Origin of the sequence: Chryseobacterium vaccae (assembly GCF_009602705.1) — a bacterium.
GTDB classification, from domain to species: Bacteria; Bacteroidota; Bacteroidia; order Flavobacteriales; family Weeksellaceae; genus Chryseobacterium; species Chryseobacterium vaccae.
In genome coordinates, this window is the sequence record NZ_VSWH01000001.1 from 4,423,424 (window position 1) to 4,442,869 (window position 19,446).

Here is a 19,446-nt window from a genome sequence, read left to right on the forward strand (position 1 = left end):
ATCTACGATTTTCATTCTTTTGGAAGTTCTTTAAATACTTTTGATGCGAAAGATTCACATCCTTCATGATAAAGATTGGTAACATTGAAATTAACTAGTATAGCTCGTGGCGCTTTTAAAAGATTCATATAATTTATTGTTTGTGCTTTATGGATCTGATGAATTTCAGCAACTGATTTTAACTCCAAAACAATTAATTCTTCAATCAAAAAATCACATTTAGCTTACAATTGATATGAGTTCCTTTATATGAGAATGGAATCTCAAGTTCACTTTGGTATTTTATACCTAACAGATTAAACTCTTTTTCTAAACATTGATGATACACTTCTTCATATAAACCAGGTCCGGCCAGCTTATGAACTTCAATACAGGCTCCTATTATTTTATACGATAGTTCATTAATCAATTTTTGTGTAATCATATTTAAAATAGAATTGAAAATCGTAGATTTTCAAAAAAACTAAAGTGAACTTAAATTTACCATTATCATGTAACTTAAAAATACTAAAGTGTTTTAGAAAGTTATACCGTTGGAATAATTTTCCCGCTTACTTCACCAAATCCTACTCTCACACCATCTTTTTCAGCCCAGGCTTTCATAATAACGGTATCGTTGTCCTCGATGAATTTTCTTTCCTGGCCGTCTTTTAATGATAAAGGATTCTGACCTCTCCATGTTAATTCCATCATAGAACCGAAAGATTTAGGATCGCTTCCAGAAATAGTACCGCTGGCATACATATCACCCACTTCTATGTTACATCCGTTTATGGTGTGGTGTGCCAGCTGCTGGGTCATGCTCCAGTACATATGTTTGTAGTTGCTTTCGCAGATCAGGTTTTCTTCACCGTTTTCAGGCTGGAGGTATACTTCAAGATTGATGTCGTAATTTTTATCTCCTTCAATTTTCAGATAATCCAATACTTCAGGATCCTGTACAGGAGAAGCGGTTCTGAATGGTTCTAAAGCCTCAAGGGTTACTACCCATGGGGAAATGGATGAACCGAAGTTTTTAGCAAGGAAAGGTCCAAGCGGAACATATTCCCATGCCTGAATATCTCTTGCGGACCAGTCGTTGAAAACCACCATTCCGAAGATGGCATCTTCAGCATCTTTTGTGGAAATACTTTCACCCATCTCGGTATTTTTGCTGACGATGAACGCCATTTCCAGTTCAAAATCAAGCTGTTTACATGGTCCGAAAACAGGTTTATCAGCATCTGCAGGTTTTGTTTGGCCTTTAGGACGATTGATATCTGTTCCTGAAACTACGATAGAGGAAGCTCTCCCGTGATAACCTACCGGAAGATGTTTCCAGTTAGGAAGAAGGGCGTTGGCAGGATCGCGGAGCATTTTACCTACATTGGTAGCGTGTTCAATGCTGCTGTAGAAATCCGTGTAATTCGGAATGTGTACAGGCATCATCATTTTTACCTTATCAAGATCGTAGAAAGCATCTTCAATGGTTTTTTGATCTTTAGATAAAGCAGAACCTTCCTGAAGAAGTTCCTGAATTCTGGTACGAACCGCATTGGTAACCGGTTTTCCCAGCTCAATAAATTCGTTCAGGGTATAGGCTTCAAACACATTATCGTCTAAGCCTTCAATATCTTCAAAATAACCTAGATCATACAGTGTTGCAAGATCAACGATCTGATCTCCGATTCTGGTACAGCATCCGATATATTCTTTGTTAAAAACAGTTACTCCGAAAGGAATATTATGTATAGAGAAGTCCGAATTCGGGGAATAGTCTACAAATGATTTCATAAGTTTGGATTTAAATTAAGGTGTAAGAAAATAACAGTATCGGTTTATTTTCCTGCCATGAGGGAAGTTTATTTCTTCTTTTTCGAATAGGACTCTTCGTCAATCCAGCGGTCTTTGGTGTTAATGTCAATAAGATACAGAATGTCTTTCTGTTTAGTCAGCAGCAGAGTTTTGGTTACGGGGATCGGAACTTTTGTGTTTTCAAGCATATCTGCCCGCAAGGAAACGATATTTTTTTTTCTGACGATATCACCGGAAAAGACATTGGAACTGCTTTCTCCGGTAGCTTTGTCATCAAAAACCTCTACATAGGTAGCCTGATTTCCTTTAATAATGATAAAATCCCTTTCCGTATGGTCCGCTGCATCCTTAATGAAGACGAACTTCTTATTGTCAATATTTACATTTTCAAGATGCTGGTTGATACCTTTTCTTTCTTCAAGTCTGTTGAGAATTTCATTGATGGTTCCATATTGCGCTTTAAGGCCTAATGTTCCCAGAAATAAAACTCCGATAAAAAATTTCTTCATGTACTGTGTTTTATAAAAAAGTTTTGCCAGAACTTTTCATTCTGACAAAACTTTGTAATTATATTGTTAAATTAAAGATTACCTCTTCTTTCCTGTTCTCTTTCCAGAGCTTCGAATAATGCTTTGAAGTTTCCGGCACCAAAACTCTGTGCACCGTGTCTTTCAATAATTTCGAAGAACAGGGTAGGACGGTCTTCTACAGGCTTTGTAAAGATCTGAAGCAGATATCCTTCTTCATCATGGTCAATAAGGATGCCAAGTTCCTGTAGTTTTTTAAGATCTTCATCAATATGACCTACTCTTTCAGGAACCATATCGTAATATGCTTCCGGCGGAGCAGAAAGGAACTCTACACCACGTTTTTTTAATTCTGTTACTGTATGGATGATGTCTTTTGTTGCCACAGCAATGTGCTGTACACCTTCACCTTCATAGAAATCAAGATACTCTTCTACCTGAGATTTCTTTTTACCTTCTGCAGGCTCGTTGATCGGGAATTTAGCATATCCGTTTCCGTTGGACATTACTTTAGACATCAATGCAGAATATTCTGTGTTGATCTGCTTGTCATCAAAAGAAAGGATGTTTACAAATCCCATTACTTTTTCGTACCATTCTACGGTAGGGATCATTCTGTTCCAGTCTACGTTTCCTACGCAGTGGTCTACATACAATAAACCGGCTTCTTCAGGCTTGTAAGCACTTTCCCATTTCTCGTATCCGGGCATGAAAGCACCGTTATAATTTTTTCTTTCCACAAACATGTGAACAGTTTCTCCGTATGTATAGATTCCGGACATTCTTACTTCACCATGCTCGTCATTTAAAGTTACAGGCTCTAAATAAGGTTTTCCTCCTCTTTTAGTAGTTTCTTCGAAAGCTGCATAAGCGTCGTCTACCCAAAGTGCCAAAATCTTTACTCCGTCACCGTGTTTTTTTACATGTTCATTGATTGGGGATTCAGATTTAAGACCGGTAGTCAGTACCAATCTTATTTTTCCCTGTTGAAGAACATAAGAAGCACGGTCTCTCACTCCTGTTTCAGGACCCGCATATGCTACAGACTGAAAACCGAAAGCGGTTTTGTAATAATGGGCAGCCTGTTTCGCATTTCCTACATAAAACTCAATGTAATCCGTACCGTTGATCGGCAGAAAATTCTCAGCTTGAGCAATTTTTTCGGCAAATGTAAGTGTTGACATATTTTCTTTTTACTTTTATTTTAATGGTATGCAAATTACAAAATTCTGAGTAATAGCGAAAATATTAATAGGTAATCCTTGGATTTACTTAACATAAAGTTAAAGAAAAGTTCATTTAAGTATATTTAAGTTTCTTATTCTGAAGTTGGGATATGTACATTTGTATTCACAAAAAACAAGTGGGAAAAAAATGTTTCGAAACACGAAAGCCGTAGAATCTCTACGACTTTCGTTATTTTATAGAAGTTCTACTTTCCTGTTGAGTCTTCCTGCATCGGGATTGTAATTATCCCAGATCTTCCAGACATTGTCTATTCTGCGGATAAAATAGATCTGGGTATTCAGTTGATTCACAAAATGTTCTTCACCTGTTTCACCTGCTTTGAAAAGCAGATTCCAGAATTCCTGAGATTCCAGGATTTTTTTATCCGGTTCGTCAGTCACCAGATGAATATCAAAAACCTCATAATTGGAGCGGTTATTTTTGGTTACCAGCTGGAAATCCCTGTCACAAAGTTCTTTGCTGAATTGTGAGGTTCTCTCTAAAAATGGAGATCCGTCAAAGACAAGATTCTTGAAAATCTCAGGCTTATGGGTCGGAAAATGTTTGTAGAATTCAAAGGTGGTGGCACAGTAATCATAGACTAATTGGGTAAGAAATTCATGGCTGCCAGTCTCTTTCTTTTCCTGATTTCTTTTTTTGACTGATAAAGTATAATCATTCAGATCTCTGTATCCCAAAAAAATACAGATTTTATCTAGGGTTTTTAAAAATCTCAGATCGCTGTGGGTTTTGTCCTGATAATCGTTTTCAAAAAAACGCTGCAGAGTAACATGTGAAATTGTGTTTCCTATTTCAAATTTCTTCCCTCCTTTTAGTTCCTCAGCTTCAGATAGTTCATCTTTGATGATTTCGGAAAGGATGATATAATGGCTTCTCTTCCATTCACTCACATTCCCCAAAACAGAATCCCTGACTTTTGAATGCTTTACAACTTCTTCTCTTATCGAATTATATATCGTTTTCAATTTCCTTGGTTTTGAAAGGATTTAATCAAAAATACTGCCAAATGTTAAAGTTTTTTGATGTGTGTTTAATTCTTATCCGGAAAATTTCTCTGCCTGGGGAACAAAAAATACCATAGCAGAGAAACCTTTCAGAATTTTTTTGGTTATTTAAATCTCTCAAAGGCAGCCCTCTCCAGCATTTCCCTATCATCCGGGTGGGCAATGCTAATGAGTTCCTGGGCTCTCTGACGCAGGTTTTTACCATACAGATAAGCCGTACCATATTCGGTCACTACATAGTGAATGTGCCCCCTTGTGGTAACTACTCCGGCCCCCTGTTTAAGAAAAGGAACAATTCTTGAAATCCCTTTTTTAGTTCTTGAAGTGATGGCAATAATCGGTTTTCCATCTTCACTCAGAGCAGCTCCTCTCATAAAGTCCATTTGTCCTCCGATTCCGCTGTACTGCATGGTTCCAATAGAATCTGCACATACCTGTCCCGTAAGATCAATCTCAATGGCAGAGTTGATGGCTACCATTTTTTTATTTCTCATGATATTGATCGGGAAGTTCACCTCACTTACATCTCTGAATGCAAAAACGGTATTGTCATCCACATAATCATAGAGTTTTCTGGTTCCGAAGCAGAAGCTGGTAATGGTTTTATTATCGTTGTAGCCTTTATATTTATTGTTGATCACATCGTTCTGAATCAGGTCAATAACACCATCGCTAAGCATTTCCGTGTGAACTCCCAGGTCTTTATGGTTGTTCAGACACTTCAGTACGGCATCCGGAATGGTTCCGATACCCATTTGCAGTGTAGATTTGTCTTCAATAAGCTCTGCAACGTTTTTTCCTACCAACATTTCTTCAGGACCAACTTTGGATCCGTAATCTACCGTAGGAAGTTCTTCTTCATGCCATACCAGTTTATGAATTCTGCTGATATGGATCATTCCGTCACCATGGGTTCTCGGCATCAGAGGATTAACTATTGCAACGATGATCTTTGCAGTATCTACGGCTGCTCTTGCCACATCTACAGAAGTTCCCAATGTACAGAATCCATGTTTGTCAGGAGGTGAAACAGTTATCAGAGCCACATCCAGAGGGAGGATATTTTTCCTGAACAGAATAGGAATTTCACTTAAAAAAACAGGAACAAAGTCTCCTCTGTCGGAATTTACCGCATCACGCACCGGAGTGGAGACAAATAATGAGTTGATAAAGAAGTTGTCTTTGTATTGCGGTTTTGCAATTTCCACATTCCCCTGCTGGGTAATGGAAACCATTTCTACTTTTTCCAGACGGTGCGCCTGTCTTGCGAGTTCGTCAATAAGATAATTCGGAGTACATGCACTTCCGTGGAAAAATACGCGGTTTCCGCTTTTGATTGTATATATAGCTTCTTCTGCACTTATATAATTGTACATAGTGAAATTTTTTTATGAATGATTTTTTATTCCTGAGAACGGTCTTCCATGGTTTTGTCAGTTTCTTCCAGCCAGGAAGTTTTATAGGAAGGATCTTCTACTTTTAAAGCTTCTTCAGTAATCTTCAACGGACGGAAAGGATCTACCATTACCGCATATTCTTCCGTAAATTTTTTGCCGATGCTTCTTTCCATAGCGCCGGGGTGAGGTCCGTGAACAATTCCTCCCGGATGCAGGGTGAAGTCCATCAGATCAATATGGTTACGGCTCATGAAATCGCCTTCCGTATAGAAAAGAACCTCATCAGAGTCGATATTGGAGTGGTTGTAAGGAGCCGGAATAGCCATTGGATGGTAATCATACATTCTCGCACAGAACGAACATACTACGAAATTGTGGCCTTCGAAGTTCTGGTGTACCGGTGGCGGTTGATGAATTCTTCCGGTAATCGGCTCAAAGTTTTTGATATTGAATTTGTAAGGATAAAAATAACCGTCCCAACCTACAACATCAAAAGGATGGGTTGCATAGATGAAATCTGTAATCTGGTTTTCCTTTTTTACTTTAATTAAAAATTCTCCCTTTTCATCTTTTGGCTCTTTAAAAACCGGAGCAATAATGTCTCTTTCACAGAAAGGAGAGTGTTCCAGAAGCTGTCCGAATTCATTTCTGTAGCGCTTTGGAGTATAAATAGGAGAGTGGCTTTCCAGCACAAAAAATACCGTATCATCAGACTGTAATTCTACCTGATAAATAGTTCCTCTCGGAATAATAAGATAATCACCTGTAACAAATTCAAGATCGCCTATAAAAGTTTTCAGAATACCATTTCCCTGATGTACATACAGGAGTTCATCGCATTCTGCATTTTTATAGAAATAATCCATGGATTTTCTCGGTTTGGCAAGGCCCATCTTCAGGTCATTGTTCATCAGAAGAATTTTTCGGCTGTCCATAAAATCATCTTCCGGAGTTACGTTCATCCCTTTGAACATTCTTGGAGCAACATTTTTCTCTACAGCAATTTTTGGGGTAACATCTTTTGGTACTCCTATGGATTTGATTTGCGTAGGACGATGAATATGGTAAAGCAGAGAGGAAATTCCATGAAAACCTTCCGTTCCGAAAAGCTGTTCGTAATAGAATTTATCTTCCGGCGATTTAAATATGGTATGCCTTTTTTGTGGGATGCTTCCCGATTGATGATATCTCATTTTACTTTTATATGTCGTTTCTCAAATTTACTAATTTTTCGTGAATTGGTTTCAACAACATTTATCATAGTGTTTTGTATTTCAAAAATAATTGTTAGATTTGTCTAACAATTTTAATTTCATGAAGCGAATATTATTTTCTATTACTTTTTTATCTTCCTACTGCTTTGCCCAGGAAACAGACAGTCTGAGTATTCCTCAAAAGATGAAGACAGATTCGTCATCGGTTTCACAACCGAATGTCAAAACAGGTCATATTGAAGATGTGGTAATCACGGGAACCATAAAACCGGTAAGCAGATCAAAAAGCCCGGTAGCAGTAGAAATCTATACTCAGAAATTTTTTCAGAAAAATCCTACCCCAAGTATCTTTGAATCAATTGCTATGGTGAATGGAGTAAAGCCTCAGCTGAACTGCTCCGTATGCAACACAGGAGATATTCATATCAATGGTCTGGAAGGACCTTATACAATGATCCTGATTGATGGGATGCCGATTGTAAGCTCACTTTCCACGGTGTATGGTCTCAGCGGTATTCCGAACAGCCTTGTCGACAGGATTGAGGTGGTAAAAGGACCTGCATCTTCCATCTATGGTTCTGAAGCAATGGGCGGGGTCATCAATATTATTACAAAGAATGCCCTTACCGCTCCGAAATTAAGTGTAGACCTGATGACTACAACCTGGAATGAAAACAATCTTGATCTGGCCCTTAAATTCAATGCCGGTAAGAATGCTTCATCACTTTTAAGTTTAAATTATTTCAGCTTTAAGGAAAAGATAGATCAGAACGGCGATAATTTTACCGATACAGCATTACAGAGTAGAATTTCAGTTTTTAATAAATGGAATTTTAAAAGGAAAGAAAACCGTCAGGCGAGTTTTGCTATGAGATACCTTTATGAAGACCGTTTTGGGGGAGAAATGCAATGGAACAGGTCTTACCGCGGCAGTGGTGAAGTCTATGGGGAAAGTATTTATACCAACCGGGCAGAGGTTTTTGGGCTGTATCAATGGCCATTGAAGGAATATGTAGTTACCCAGTTTTCCTATAATTACCATGATCAGAATTCCTTTTACGGATCAAATCCGTTTGATGCGCTTCAGAAAGTAGCATTTGCACAGACTTATTGGAGTAAAAAGCTTAAAAATCATGATCTGACTGCCGGATTTACTTTCAAAAGAACATTTTATGATGATAATACGCCAGGAACCTTATCAGCAGACGGAATGACGAATGAACCAATGAAATCTCCGATCTGGGGCGCTTTTGTTCAGGACCAGTGGGAAATAAACGATCAACATACGCTGCTTCTGGGATACAGATTTGATTATGATAAGATCCATCATTCTGTTCACTCACCAAGATTGGCCTGGAAATTTTCCCCGAATCCTTATCATACCCTGCGTTTCAATTTCGGAACCGGTTTCAGGGTTGTGAATTTGTTTACGGAAGATCACGCGGCTCTTACAGGATCGAGGGAAGTAGTGATTCAGTCTGATCTTAAGCCGGAAAGATCAGTTAACGGAAATCTGAACTATATCTGGAAGATTCCTGTCGGGAATCGTTTGATTCAGCTGGATGCTTCTGCCTTTTATACGTATTTCAGCAATAAGATCGTAGGAGATTTTGATACGGATCCTGATAAAATTATTTACGACAATCTACAAGGATACGGAATTTCAAGAGGAGCCTCAATGAATGTGGATTTCAGTTTCAGCTTTCCGTTGAGCGTGAATCTTGGGGTAACCTATCTGGATGTCTATCAGAAATTTGATTCCGGACAGAAATCACAGCAGCTGCATGCTCCGAAATGGAGTGGAACTTATAATCTGAGCTATAAGTTCAGGAATAATCTGACGGTAGATTTTACAGGACAGTTCTACGGACCGATGAGGTTACCTGTACTTCCTGATGATTACCGTCCTGAATATTCACCATTGTATTCCCTGGCCAATATCCAGGTTTCTAAAAGCTTTAAATCAGGATTTGAAGTGTACTGCGGAGTTAAAAACCTGTTCAACTTTACTCCAAAAGATCCTTTAATGCGCCCGTTTGATCCTTTTGATAAGTACGCAGATGATCCGGTGAACAATCCTAATCATTATACTTTTGATACCGCTTATGGTTACGCTCCGATGCAGAGGATCAGAGGATTCCTCGGAATAAAATATAATCTGAAATGAAAAATTTATTTTTATTTTTAATGTTAGTGCCCTGTTTTTATCTGTCTCAGATGAAGACAGGCACTTTTTCTGATCTGGAAACTGAAATGCTTAAAGATCCCAAGCCGATAATCATTCACCTGTATACAGACTGGTGTGCGGTATGTAAGATTGAAAAACACAGTTTGAGTAAGAATCAGGAGACTATAAAATTAATCAATGACAACTTTTACCTTATTAATTTTGAAGCTGAAAAGACCAAAGAAAAGATAAAATTTCAAGGAAAGGAATTCGGTTATCTTTCTAATGGCAACTCCGGAATTCATGAGCTGGCTTTGGCTTTATCGAAAAATAAAAAGCAGCCGGTGTATCCGCTGTGGATCTTTCTGGATAAGAACCAGAAGCTGGTGTATTATCATGAAGGTGCCATGCGTCCTGAAATCATGAAACAGAAGCTGCTGGAAATTTCAGTGCTATAAGTTTGTTGAAAACGTAAAAATTATTTGCTAAAAATCATGGATTTTCTTGCGCCTTAAAAGCGGCATAATAATCTAAAAATCCTAGCGTCTTTTGCGTTTTTCCAACAAAAACAATGATTTGATATACTCTCGCATATAACGCAGATCTGGCAGATTTTTAAAGTATGCTTTTCAAAGGAAGTTCCCACGGATCATACAGATGACACAGATTTTTTACTTTGCATTTGTGGGAATCTTAATTTTATAAAAAACTATCCCATTGATTGTTTAATTTTCTCCCGGTGGATGATTCCCCAGTTCACTAAGGTTTCAGTTACCGGAAAAACAGATTTGCCATATTCAGTTACCGCATAAGTAACGGTTACCGGTTTAGTGTTCTGAACCGTTCTGGTGATCAGAAGATTGGTTTCCAGTTCTCTTAATTCTTTGCTTAGCATCTTGGCAGAGATCCCTTCAATCCCACGTTCCAGCTTTTTAAAATGAATCTGCTGATCCGTTCTGTTGGTTAAATAACGCAGGATCATCAGTTTCCATTTTCCGCCTAAAACATCGAGACTGTCGCGCATCGCAAATAATTCTTCCGTACAGGTAGCTTCTCTTTCCGTTCCGTTTTCAGTGATTTTTGCCATAATAGTTTCATTGAGGTAACTAGTTACCTATTGTTAACTAGTAGCAAATATAAACTATTCAGTCGGTACATTTGTGCATCAAATCAACCCAATGAAAGCAGTTATATTAAACAAAAATTTTCAGCTTGAAGACGCCTTCACAGAAAAGCCTGTTCCGAAGAGCCATGAAGTCTTAATCCGGATCAAAGCCAGCGGTTTCAATCCAATCGACTACCAGATGCTGGAAAATGAACTGGAAAGAAAGCTCATCAGTTCACCCATCTTAGGCCGGGAATTGTCAGGGATTATTGTAGAGAAAGGTGCTGAAGCCACTCAATTCAATATTGGAGACGAAGTTTATTGCGGAAGTGGCTCAATGGGAAGTAACGGTTCTTATGCCGAATACATTGCTGTACCCGAAGGCATCGTTTCTTTCAAACCTAAAAATATCAGTTTTGAACAGGCAGCCTCAATTCCTTCAACCGGTCTGACTTCATTACAGATCTTTAAACGTTTAAACCCAAGTTATGATGACAGCATTCTTATAACCGGAGCCGCAGGAGGGGTAGGGTCATTTTTAATTAAACTTTTAGTGGCTCATCGTTATCAAAAAATTGTGACCACTGTCGGAAGCGAGGAAAACAGACAGATGCTTTTAAAAATAGGATTGAAAGATCATCAGATCATTAGCTATAAAGATGAAAAACTTAAAGAAAATCTTTTGAATGCGAATGACGGTCAGCCTTTTGACATAGGAATTGATCTTGTCGGAAACTATATGTCTGAAATTACTGCGGACCTTTTAAAGATCAACGGAGTCTATACGGACGTTACGGCACTTGTAACTAAAGATGCCCATGAAGCCTTATTTAATAAAGGAGCGCTGATTATGAATATTTCCAATTACACCTACAGTGTGACCAAAACCTATTCATACTATCAAAACGGACTGAACGAAATCGTAAAAATGATAGAAAACGGAAGTATCACTCCTCCAAATATTAAAATTGTAGGTTCGCTTTCTCTGGAGACTGTGATGGCCGCCCATTCCATCTTAAAGAATAATCAGACCCAGGGACATAAACTCATCATGCAGCATTAAAAAGATGAATACAATACCAAGACGCATCGTAACAGGCATTAGAAACGGAAAATCAGCGATCATAGAAGACCGCAGATCAGAAAATACTGTTGAACATTTACCGGGACTTTTTATTTCAGATCTTTGGAATTCTCAATCCATGCCCGCTTCACTGGAATCTGAACAGCCAATTCCTAATACCGGATTTCCGCAAACTCCGAAAAACGGAACTTATTTCCGGTATGTGGTTATTCCGCCGGATAAAGATCTCGGCACAGAATGGAAACCAGGTGAACCTCATCCTCTGATGCACCAAACTCAAACCTTAGATTATATCATCATCCTTTCCGGGGAACTTTATCTTATTATGGAAGATGGTGAAACCTTACTCAAACCCGGAGATATTGTGATCCAAAGAGGTACCAACCATGCTTGGAGCAACCGGTCCGGTCAGCCGTGTATTCAATTAGCTGTTCTGATTGATGCGGAAGGTTAATATTTTCCACAAATTGCACAGATTTCACAGAAAAAAAACCGTGTCATTTGTGTGATCCGTGGGAACTGCATTTAAGCAAGTTTTGAAAAACCATATTGTAAAATCTGCTCGATCTGCGAGAGAATATTAAATCAATATTTTTGTTGGGAAACGCAAAAAGGCGCAAAAAGCTTTAAATTATTATTCCGTTTTTAAGGCGCAAGAAAATCAGGGATTTTCAGTAAATTATTTCAGGAGAACCGCGATAATGGCTAAAATAGCCGGAAGAGCCTGTACAAAAAATATTTTCTTCGTAGCGGAAATAGCACCATAGATTCCTGCTACAGCTACACATCCCAAAAAGAATAAGGCAATATTGGTCTGCCATTTCGGATCTTCTATAAAAAAAGACCAGATCAGTCCGGCAGCAAGAAATCCGTTATAAAGCCCTTGATTGGCGGCCAATCCTTTGGTGGGTTTAAACATTTCCGGCGGCAGGGCGGCTTTAAAAACTTCTTTTCCCTTGGTTTCCCAGGCAAACATTTCCATCCACAGGATATAAAGATGTTCTAAAGCAACTACAGCAATAAGAATTTTGGCAATGAGTTCCATGATTTTATATTTTGTCATTGTAAAACTAAAAAAATAAAGTTAAGTTTGGTTACTCAATTGTAAAGATGGATACTTTCAAAGGACATTTAAACAAATTTATTACCATTACAGATCAGGAATATGACTCTGTATTTTCTTTTTTCAAGGTGCTCGAAGTAAAGAAAAAGCAGACGCTGATGCTTAACGGAGAAATTTGCAGATGCATATATTTTGTGGCGGAAGGCTGCTTACGAAAGTTCTTCATCAATGAGAAAGGGGCGGAGCAGACCACAGAATTTGCCATAGAAAACTGGTGGATTACTGATACTTTCGCCTATGAGAGACAGATTTCGTCGGATTTTTCTATTCAGGCTGTGGAACGTTCCACGATTCTTGTTATTGATCTTCAGCAGCAGGAACTTCTGCTTCAGAAACACCCGCTAATGGAACGCTATTTCAGAATGATTTATCAGAGAGCTTATGCCGCTTCGGAGAGAAGGATCCGTTATCTTTATGAAATGTCCAGAGAAGAACTTTACATTCATTTCAGTACCCTTTATCCGTGGTTTATTCAAAGGATTCCTCAGTATCTGATTGCTTCTTTTCTCAATCTTACCCCGGAATATCTGAGTGAAATCAGGGCAAAATTACGTTCTTAAACCAGTTTAAGATTTTTACGGATTATAAAGCGGAAATTTGTCATGTGATTAAAAGCCAATACAATGACAGACCAGAAAAATAAAATTCCGCAGTTGTTTTTAAGACTTGCCATTTCCGTGACCATGCTTTCCGCGGTGGCCGACAGGTTCGGGTTCTGGGGTGAAAATTCAGCATGGGGAAACTGGGGAAATTTTGAAAAGTATACCCAAAAACTAACTTTTTTTCTTCCAGAGACATTAAGTACAGCTTCTGCGTATGCTGCTACCACTTTAGAGATTCTTTTCCCGGTAATGCTTATTTTAGGATGGAAAACCAGAATTGCAGCTTATGGATCAGGTTTTCTGCTGTTGGTTTTTGCATTATCAATGACCATAGCACTTGGACCTAAAGCTCCGCTTGATTTTTCAGTCTGGGTAGGTAGTGCCGGAGCGTTTTTATTGGCCGTACAGTCCAGATATTTTTTTAGCATAGATCATTTAACCCAAAAATAAAATTATGAGTACAAGAATTAATATTGCTGCTGTAGATGCAGCGGCTTATAAAGCGATGTTAGGATTAGAAGGATATCTTCAAAACATTTCACTTAATCATATTCAAAAAGAATTAATCAAAATCAGAGCTTCACAGATCAACGGATGTGCTTTCTGTCTTGATATGCATGCGAAAGATGCCATCAAATACGGTGAAAACCCTCAAAGGATTTTTATTCTTGAAGGCTGGAGAGAAGCAAAGGATTTCTTTACAGAAGAAGAGCAGGTACTTCTTGCCATGACTGAAGAAATCACCCTGATCAGTCATAAAGGTCTTACTGAAGAAACTTTTCAGAAAGCAAAACAGTATTTTGATGATGCACAGATTGCCCAAATCATTATGGCGATTGTAACAATCAATGGATGGAACAGAATTGCGGTGAGCACGCATATGCAGATCCCGAAATAGTAGTTATATCAAACCAAAAGAGCCTTTCAGTTTTGAAAGGCTCTTTTGGTATAGAAGGGAAGATGGGAGAGGGAAGTTCTTGTAGTTTGTGTAGAAATTGCAGTACTGTTTATAAAAACTGAATTATTAAAAAACTAAATCAGAATGGTTATACATTGTTTATAGTCCAATCGTACTTCCATCCTCAGGCTTCCATCTTCCATTCAAAATTTTTCTATCTCCATCTTTCTTTCCCTTTTATATCTCATTCAGTGCAGAATTGATAAAGTTCAATTCTTCCTGAGATAGTTCAATAGACATTGCTTTGGCATTTTCAATGGCCTGCTGGGCGTTTCTGGCTCCGGCCAGAACAACGGTGATGGATGGCTGTAATGAAGTCCAACGTAATACAAGCTGAGAAAGGGTAGCTCCTTTTTCCTGTGCAAGAGGTTCGATCTTTTCCAGGAAAGTTTTTACTTTATTCAGATCAAATTGGGAGAAGTAACCATTTCTGTGGTCATTTTCTTTTAATTTATTTTCTTTGAAATATTTTCCGGTCAAAAGACCTCTTTCCATTGGGCTGTAAACGATAATTCCTGAATTATTTTCTAAAGAATAAGGAATAAGATCGCTTTCAATGGCCCGGTTCAGCATACTGTAAGAAACCTGGTTGCTGGCCAGATGAAGAGTTCTGTTCGCTTCCTGCATCTGTGAAACAGAATAATTGCTTACTCCTGCAGCACGGATTTTTCCCTGCTGGATCAAAAGTTCCATGGCTTCCATCGTTTCACTGATCGCTGTTGTACTGTCCGGCCAGTGAAGTTGTAGAAGATCAATATAATCTGTTCCCAGTCTCTGCAAGCTTTCTTCTACTTCTTTGATGACATTGGCTTTAGAAGCATATTTGTAAACCGGAACTGTTTTTCCATCCTCTTCAGCATCGAAGAAAAGCTCTCCTTTTCCGTTATTGCTTCCGTCCCAAACCAGTCCGAATTTTGTTAACAGCTGGATTTTTGAACGGTCTTTGCCTTTGATAGCTTCTCCGATCATTTCTTCACTCAGCCCGAAACCATAGAAAGGCGCGGTATCAATAGAAGTTACTCCGTGATCCAGAGAGGCGTGGATTGAGTTAATAGAGTCCTGCTTTTCATTTCCTCCCCACATATTTCCTCCGATAGCGAATGCTCCGTGGGTGATTACTGATAATTCAAGGTCTGTATTTCCTAATGTTCTGTATTCCATTTTATATTTTTAAAATTTGATGAAAAGCAACCACAAAATCCAAAAGCTTGTTTTAAACTATTAGGATTGGTGAAGGTTTTAAGATTAGTTAAGGAAAAATCTAAGATTTTTTATAAGCAACACGCCTTAAAATGAAGCTTAACTTAATATTCTGAAAATCTTAAAAGAACTTAATGTTGAAAAATTTTCAAAATCTGATTGATCTTAATTGTTCCGTTTTTTAGTTGCTTGAGAGATTGTCTGTTATTTGTTAAGCTCTTTTAAAATGGCTTCCCCCACACTTTTTGCAGACTGTGGGTTTTGTCCTGTGATTACTCTCTGGTCTGTAACCGTATAATTCTGCCAAAGTCCTGATTTTTTCAAATTTTGCTCCTCTTTCTTTTAATTTATTTTCCAGAAGAAAAGGAACAACATCCGTTAATTTTACTTCAGCTTCTTCTTCATTGGTAAAAGCGTTGATTTTTTTACCGTCTACCAGATATTGGGCGTTGCTGAGTTTAATATTAACAAGACCGGCAGGACCGTGGCATACACCCGCTACGATACCTCCGTTTTCATAGATCTTTGAGGCAATAGCTGCCAGTTCCGTATTATCTGCAAGATCCCACATGGCACCGTGGCCTCCGGCATAAAAGATCGTTGAATAATCTTTTGGGTTAACCTGAGACGGAGTTAGAGAGTGATCCATCTTGTTTTTGTATTCTTTGTTTTCCCAGAACGCTTTGTTGACAGGATCTTTCAAATCAAATCCGTCTACAGGGGGAGTTCCGCCTTTCGGGCTTACAAAATCTATTTCATAGCCGGCTTTGTGAAGAACTTCCCACGGGTGGGAAACTTCACCCAGATAATATCCTGTATTTTCTCCGGTATTTCCTTTTTTGTCATGGCTGGTTACCACAAATAGAATTTTCTTTTTCATAGGTTGGGATTTTTGATGCTGAGCCTGAACAATTCCTATCGTAAGCAGGCTTAAAAATAAAAGGGCCAGTTTTTTCATTGGATATTAAAGAATATGAGTAATATAGATCTGAGGTTTTTCCTGCAGTTTTTCATCTGCAATGGCTCCGAAAGCCTGAATATAGTGCTGCTGGTTGTGTTGGGCAAGTCCTTCTTCATTTTTCCAGATCTCATAAAAGACAAACTGGTTTTTGTCTTCAATACCCTGATGAAGGCTGTATAATTCATTGGCTTCTTCTTTTTGGGTTTCTGTTACCATATTCTGAAGAACTTCCAATACTTCTGCCTGATGTTCTTCTTTGGACTTGATTACTGCTGTAAGATAAATTTTCATTAGACTAACTGTGGTTTTAATTCCTGTTCAAAAACATGTTCAAGATGTTCTCTGTAAAGTTTCATATCGCGTTCTATATTGGCATTTTTCTCTACATCATGGAAGTGGAAACTTTCCATTTTCTCCAAGGAAACAAAGGCGTTCATTCTGTGGAAACCAAATAACGGCCCATTATCCACACTGGTTTCATTAAAAAATTCTCCGGAAAGCGTAAAAGCTGTTTCCGGTGCATTCCAGCTTGTAGTGACCATATATTTTCTTCCGCCCAGCATTCCTCCGGTTCCGTAATTGATTTCCGGGTTTTCTGCATTTCTCCCATCATTCATATAGATTCCTTTGGCGTGACCTGCCGTGAAAACATCATCGATATATTTTTTCAATCCGTTCGGAAGCTGAAACCACCAGATAGGGGTGTGATAAATGATATAGTCTGCCCATACGAATTTTTTAACCTCTTCATTCTTGTCATAGCCTTCTGCTACATTGGTAACTTTCACTTCTGTATTTTCAAATTTCTTTAATACTGCCAAAGTGTTTTCTGCAATAGTTTGATTATATTTTCCTCCGGAATGTCCGAAATTCTGTCCTCCGTTGATGATTAATACTTTTTTCATTTTTTTATGATTGTTAAATTTTCTGATGCAAAGTTAGGATGGGTAGTTGTATAATAAAAATAATATGAATTATAGATAAGTATTAGAAAAATTATAGATTAGGTGGAGATGAAAGATGATAGACGTGGGTTGTCTGTTCAGGCTACCTGTTGTCAATAGTGAATTTTGCTTTGCAAGTGAAGGGTGAATTTAAGATTGAAAAAGAAGAGCAAAGATAATAGATGGATAGATAAAAGACTGGAAATTATAACTTTAAGTTTATATAGTAGAGTGATAAGTTTCAAATACATGGTAAAAATCATACTCTTCCGGAGTTTAAGATCAGGTATCTCATGTAAATTTGTTAGATCAATTGAATGGATATGATACAGATTGCGGTTTTTAGTGATGTGCACGGGAATCTTCCGGCACTGGACACAGTTTTAAAGGATATAGAAAAGAGAGGAATACAGCAGAAATTCTGTCTTGGGGATCTGGTAGATTTTGCTCCTTGGGGAAATGAAGTGGTAGAGAAAATTAAGGGCCTGAATATTCCCTGTCTGATGGGGAATCATGATGAAAGAATAGCTTTTGATATTCCTGTAATTCCTTTATCTAAGCATTCACAAGAAGAAACGGAAGCAAGATGTATTGCTATTGAGCATTCTAAAAAGAATATCACGGAAGAAAATAAAAGATTTCTTTCACAGCTGCCTTTTCATATGAAGCTGAATTATAAAACAGGGAAGAAGCATTGGAATATTCAGTTGGTTCATTCCAGTTTGAAAAGCAATGATAGTTATCTGTACGAATCTGAAAATGATGAGGTTTTTTCGTGTATGCTGGAAGAATCCCAATCCGATATTATCGTGATGGGACACACTCATTTATCATTCAAAAAACATCTGGATAACGGAAAATGTGCGGTGAACTGCGGTTCTGTAGGGCGCTCCAAAGAAGAAAACAGATTAGCTTCCTACCTGGTTTTAACATTGGATGAAAATAAAATGACCCCTGAAATTGTACAACTGGCTTACCCGCTTGAAGAAACAGCCCGCCAGATCGAAGAAAGTGAAATTCCGGATTATTATGCTTTATTTTTAAGGAATGGAAAAATAGTAATGTCTTAATTTTTTTGGACATGCTGTGATCATTCTGAAACCTATCACGATCAAATCCTCTGAGAATTGCAGCCTGTATTTTATGTCATTGACGTATTTACCTTACTTATAAAGTACAAGAAAAGATGTTTTTTTACTATTTATTGAATGATCCTGAAATTTTTTCGATATACCAATTAGTTATTGATTGTGTTTTTAAGTATTTGATTGGTAGTGTTTTGTAATTATTCGAACTTTAATTTGAAGGAACTCGAACTCATTTTTTACTAAAATCAGTTCGAGTTTTTTTATTCGGTCTTTTTTAAAGATTCTCTGAAGGATATTTGTATCAAATTAAAATTTAGAAATCATGAAAAAGACAAGCCTTTTTATTCTTTTACTATTATCTGTATTTTGTATGGCACAATTACACAAAGGAAAAATAGATACTTTGCTTACTCCGGAAATTGGAGGAATAAAACAAGCCATAGATATTAAAACTGATGATTCCGGTAAACCGATATTGCTCTTTTTATCAGGAGGACCCGGAAGCTCAATGAGAACAAATGCAGATTCCTTTACGAATCTTTTAAAAAGCAAATTTACCATTGTTCAGTGGGACCAAAGAGATGCCGGGAAAACCCTGGAATTAAATCCTTCGCCAGTGCAGCCTTCAGTTGAGCTGATGGGAAAAGATACGTATCAGGTTATTAATTTTCTGAGAAAAGAATTAAAACAGGATAAAGTATACCTGTTGGGAAGTTCATGGGGGAATGCTTTAGGGTTCTATATCGTTAGAAATCATCCGGAGCTATTACATGCTTATTTTGCCGTAAATCCTGTTGTAAGCCAGTTGGAGAGTGAGAAGGAACTACTTCAGATTTTAAAAGATCATTTCAAAGAAGATCTTGTTGCGACTAAAGAATTAGCAAGTGTACAAATTCCGTTTAAAGTGGATGAAGACCTGTTTTATTAAGAAAGTGGCTTTTTTATAAAGACGGAAAGAAAAATGTAACCAGTGAAGATTTTAAAAAAGGTTTTCTTAAATGGTCAAAAACATGGTCACATGCCTGGAATG

The 19,446-nt window shown here is 37.8% G+C and carries 21 protein-coding genes and 1 pseudogene; 9 read left to right on the top strand and 13 right to left on the bottom strand.

All coding sequences use genetic code 11. From position 1 onward, the window contains the following. Window positions 1-11 precede the first annotated feature (11 nt). The 7 genes and pseudogenes from FW768_RS20275 to FW768_RS20305 form a co-directional block, all read right to left on the bottom strand. Window positions 12-424 (bottom strand): annotated as a pseudogene (locus tag FW768_RS20275) (GxxExxY protein). 101 nt (window positions 425-525) lie between these two features. Next, complete coding sequence (gene fahA, locus FW768_RS20280; RefSeq protein ID WP_153398522.1) at window positions 526-1,773, bottom strand: fumarylacetoacetase; 1,248 nt, start codon at window positions 1,771-1,773, stop codon at window positions 526-528. Window positions 1,774-1,841: 68 nt separating this feature from the next. Continuing rightward, entirely contained in the window at window positions 1,842-2,303 is a 462-nt protein-coding gene (locus FW768_RS20285) for a hypothetical protein (protein ID WP_153398524.1), read from the bottom strand. Window positions 2,304-2,374: 71 nt separating this feature from the next. Beyond that, on the bottom strand, window positions 2,375-3,505 hold the full coding sequence (gene hppD, locus FW768_RS20290) for a 4-hydroxyphenylpyruvate dioxygenase (protein ID WP_153398526.1): 1,131 nt from the start codon (window positions 3,503-3,505) through the stop codon (window positions 2,375-2,377). Between the two features lie 237 nt (window positions 3,506-3,742). Next, the gene (locus tag FW768_RS20295) at window positions 3,743-4,534 is read right to left on the bottom strand and encodes a hypothetical protein (RefSeq protein ID WP_153398528.1); all 792 of its coding nucleotides are present in this window, start codon (window positions 4,532-4,534) and stop codon (window positions 3,743-3,745) included. A gap of 143 nt (window positions 4,535-4,677) precedes the next feature. After that, window positions 4,678-5,949, bottom strand: coding sequence for an acetyl-CoA hydrolase/transferase family protein (locus FW768_RS20300; protein WP_153398530.1), 1,272 nt, complete (start codon window positions 5,947-5,949; stop codon window positions 4,678-4,680). Window positions 5,950-5,975: 26 nt separating this feature from the next. Beyond that, window positions 5,976-7,163, bottom strand: coding sequence for a homogentisate 1,2-dioxygenase (locus FW768_RS20305; RefSeq protein WP_153398532.1), 1,188 nt, complete (start codon window positions 7,161-7,163; stop codon window positions 5,976-5,978). A gap of 121 nt (window positions 7,164-7,284) precedes the next feature. On the opposite strand from FW768_RS20305, the gene FW768_RS20310 reads away from it, so the two are divergent. Together FW768_RS20310 and FW768_RS20315 are read left to right on the top strand one after the other, a co-directional pair. Beyond that, window positions 7,285-9,351 carry a TonB-dependent receptor plug domain-containing protein gene (locus FW768_RS20310; RefSeq protein WP_153398534.1) on the top strand — a complete coding sequence of 689 codons (2,067 nt, stop codon included), beginning with the start codon at window positions 7,285-7,287 and terminating at the stop codon, window positions 9,349-9,351. After that, window positions 9,348-9,809, top strand: a complete 462-nt coding sequence (locus FW768_RS20315; RefSeq protein ID WP_153398536.1) for a thioredoxin family protein — start codon at window positions 9,348-9,350, stop codon at window positions 9,807-9,809. The genes FW768_RS20310 and FW768_RS20315 overlap by 4 nt, the downstream gene beginning before the upstream one ends. A gap of 251 nt (window positions 9,810-10,060) precedes the next feature. On the opposite strand, the gene FW768_RS20320 is transcribed toward FW768_RS20315, so the two are convergent. Then, on the bottom strand, window positions 10,061-10,438 hold the full coding sequence (locus tag FW768_RS20320) for a winged helix-turn-helix transcriptional regulator (RefSeq protein ID WP_153398538.1): 378 nt from the start codon (window positions 10,436-10,438) through the stop codon (window positions 10,061-10,063). Between the two features lie 91 nt (window positions 10,439-10,529). On the opposite strand from FW768_RS20320, the gene FW768_RS20325 reads away from it, so the two are divergent. Beyond that, a complete protein-coding gene (locus FW768_RS20325) occupies window positions 10,530-11,519 on the top strand; it encodes an NADP-dependent oxidoreductase (protein ID WP_153398540.1) in 990 nt (329 codons plus the stop codon). A gap of 4 nt (window positions 11,520-11,523) precedes the next feature. Next, the gene (locus tag FW768_RS20330; protein WP_153398542.1) at window positions 11,524-11,994 is read left to right on the top strand and encodes a cupin domain-containing protein; all 471 of its coding nucleotides are present in this window, start codon (window positions 11,524-11,526) and stop codon (window positions 11,992-11,994) included. A gap of 225 nt (window positions 11,995-12,219) precedes the next feature. On the opposite strand, the gene FW768_RS20335 is transcribed toward FW768_RS20330, so the two are convergent. Then, the gene (locus FW768_RS20335) at window positions 12,220-12,585 is read right to left on the bottom strand and encodes a DUF1304 domain-containing protein (RefSeq protein WP_153398544.1); all 366 of its coding nucleotides are present in this window, start codon (window positions 12,583-12,585) and stop codon (window positions 12,220-12,222) included. Window positions 12,586-12,650: 65 nt separating this feature from the next. On the opposite strand from FW768_RS20335, the gene FW768_RS20340 reads away from it, so the two are divergent. From FW768_RS20340 to FW768_RS20350, 3 genes are all read left to right on the top strand, one after another. After that, the gene (locus FW768_RS20340; RefSeq protein WP_153398546.1) at window positions 12,651-13,223 is read left to right on the top strand and encodes a Crp/Fnr family transcriptional regulator; all 573 of its coding nucleotides are present in this window, start codon (window positions 12,651-12,653) and stop codon (window positions 13,221-13,223) included. 63 nt (window positions 13,224-13,286) lie between these two features. Continuing rightward, entirely contained in the window at window positions 13,287-13,715 is a 429-nt protein-coding gene (locus tag FW768_RS20345) for a DoxX family protein (protein ID WP_153398548.1), read from the top strand. Between the two features lie 4 nt (window positions 13,716-13,719). Next, window positions 13,720-14,163, top strand: a complete 444-nt coding sequence (locus FW768_RS20350) for a carboxymuconolactone decarboxylase family protein (protein ID WP_062701183.1) — start codon at window positions 13,720-13,722, stop codon at window positions 14,161-14,163. 237 nt (window positions 14,164-14,400) lie between these two features. On the opposite strand, the gene FW768_RS20355 is transcribed toward FW768_RS20350, so the two are convergent. The 4 genes from FW768_RS20355 to FW768_RS20370 form a co-directional block, all read right to left on the bottom strand. Then, entirely contained in the window at window positions 14,401-15,384 is a 984-nt protein-coding gene (locus FW768_RS20355) for an aldo/keto reductase (protein WP_153398550.1), read from the bottom strand. A 250-nt stretch (window positions 15,385-15,634) separates the two neighbouring features. Beyond that, window positions 15,635-16,381, bottom strand: a complete 747-nt coding sequence (locus tag FW768_RS20360) for a type 1 glutamine amidotransferase domain-containing protein (RefSeq protein WP_231128739.1) — start codon at window positions 16,379-16,381, stop codon at window positions 15,635-15,637. Between the two features lie 6 nt (window positions 16,382-16,387). Further along, entirely contained in the window at window positions 16,388-16,675 is a 288-nt protein-coding gene (locus tag FW768_RS20365) for a putative quinol monooxygenase (protein WP_153398552.1), read from the bottom strand. After that, a complete protein-coding gene (locus tag FW768_RS20370; protein WP_153398554.1) occupies window positions 16,675-17,289 on the bottom strand; it encodes an NAD(P)H-dependent oxidoreductase in 615 nt (204 codons plus the stop codon). Before FW768_RS20370 ends, FW768_RS20365 begins: the two co-directional genes overlap by 1 nt. A 362-nt stretch (window positions 17,290-17,651) precedes the next feature. Here FW768_RS20370 and FW768_RS20375 point away from each other — a divergent pair, with 362 nt between their 5' ends. Further along, window positions 17,652-18,398: a metallophosphoesterase family protein gene (locus FW768_RS20375; protein ID WP_153398556.1), complete on the top strand. Its 747-nt coding sequence runs from the start codon at window positions 17,652-17,654 to the stop codon at window positions 18,396-18,398. A 340-nt stretch (window positions 18,399-18,738) separates the two neighbouring features. After that, complete coding sequence (locus tag FW768_RS23600) at window positions 18,739-19,344, top strand: alpha/beta fold hydrolase (protein ID WP_196782928.1); 606 nt, start codon at window positions 18,739-18,741, stop codon at window positions 19,342-19,344. Window positions 19,345-19,446: the final 102 nt, after the last annotated feature.

Coding starts and splice junctions, on each gene's coding strand:
- fahA (WP_153398522.1), bottom strand. CDS start 1,773: ATGAAATCATTTGTAGACTATTCCCCGAATTCGGACTTCTCTATACAT.
- FW768_RS20285 (WP_153398524.1), bottom strand. CDS start 2,303: ATGAAGAAATTTTTTATCGGAGTTTTATTTCTGGGAACATTAGGCCTT.
- hppD (WP_153398526.1), bottom strand. CDS start 3,505: ATGTCAACACTTACATTTGCCGAAAAAATTGCTCAAGCTGAGAATTTT.
- FW768_RS20300 (WP_153398530.1), bottom strand. CDS start 5,949: ATGTACAATTATATAAGTGCAGAAGAAGCTATATATACAATCAAAAGC.
- FW768_RS20305 (WP_153398532.1), bottom strand. CDS start 7,163: ATGAGATATCATCAATCGGGAAGCATCCCACAAAAAAGGCATACCATA.
- FW768_RS20310 (WP_153398534.1), top strand. CDS start 7,285: ATGAAGCGAATATTATTTTCTATTACTTTTTTATCTTCCTACTGCTTT.
- FW768_RS20315 (WP_153398536.1), top strand. CDS start 9,348: ATGAAAAATTTATTTTTATTTTTAATGTTAGTGCCCTGTTTTTATCTG.
- FW768_RS20320 (WP_153398538.1), bottom strand. CDS start 10,438: ATGGCAAAAATCACTGAAAACGGAACGGAAAGAGAAGCTACCTGTACG.
- FW768_RS20325 (WP_153398540.1), top strand. CDS start 10,530: ATGAAAGCAGTTATATTAAACAAAAATTTTCAGCTTGAAGACGCCTTC.
- FW768_RS20330 (WP_153398542.1), top strand. CDS start 11,524: ATGAATACAATACCAAGACGCATCGTAACAGGCATTAGAAACGGAAAA.
- FW768_RS20335 (WP_153398544.1), bottom strand. CDS start 12,585: ATGGAACTCATTGCCAAAATTCTTATTGCTGTAGTTGCTTTAGAACAT.
- FW768_RS20340 (WP_153398546.1), top strand. CDS start 12,651: ATGGATACTTTCAAAGGACATTTAAACAAATTTATTACCATTACAGAT.
- FW768_RS20345 (WP_153398548.1), top strand. CDS start 13,287: ATGACAGACCAGAAAAATAAAATTCCGCAGTTGTTTTTAAGACTTGCC.
- FW768_RS20350 (WP_062701183.1), top strand. CDS start 13,720: ATGAGTACAAGAATTAATATTGCTGCTGTAGATGCAGCGGCTTATAAA.
- FW768_RS20355 (WP_153398550.1), bottom strand. CDS start 15,384: ATGGAATACAGAACATTAGGAAATACAGACCTTGAATTATCAGTAATC.
- FW768_RS20360 (WP_231128739.1), bottom strand. CDS start 16,381: ATGAAAAAACTGGCCCTTTTATTTTTAAGCCTGCTTACGATAGGAATT.
- FW768_RS20365 (WP_153398552.1), bottom strand. CDS start 16,675: ATGAAAATTTATCTTACAGCAGTAATCAAGTCCAAAGAAGAACATCAG.
- FW768_RS20370 (WP_153398554.1), bottom strand. CDS start 17,289: ATGAAAAAAGTATTAATCATCAACGGAGGACAGAATTTCGGACATTCC.
- FW768_RS20375 (WP_153398556.1), top strand. CDS start 17,652: ATGATACAGATTGCGGTTTTTAGTGATGTGCACGGGAATCTTCCGGCA.
- FW768_RS23600 (WP_196782928.1), top strand. CDS start 18,739: ATGAAAAAGACAAGCCTTTTTATTCTTTTACTATTATCTGTATTTTGT.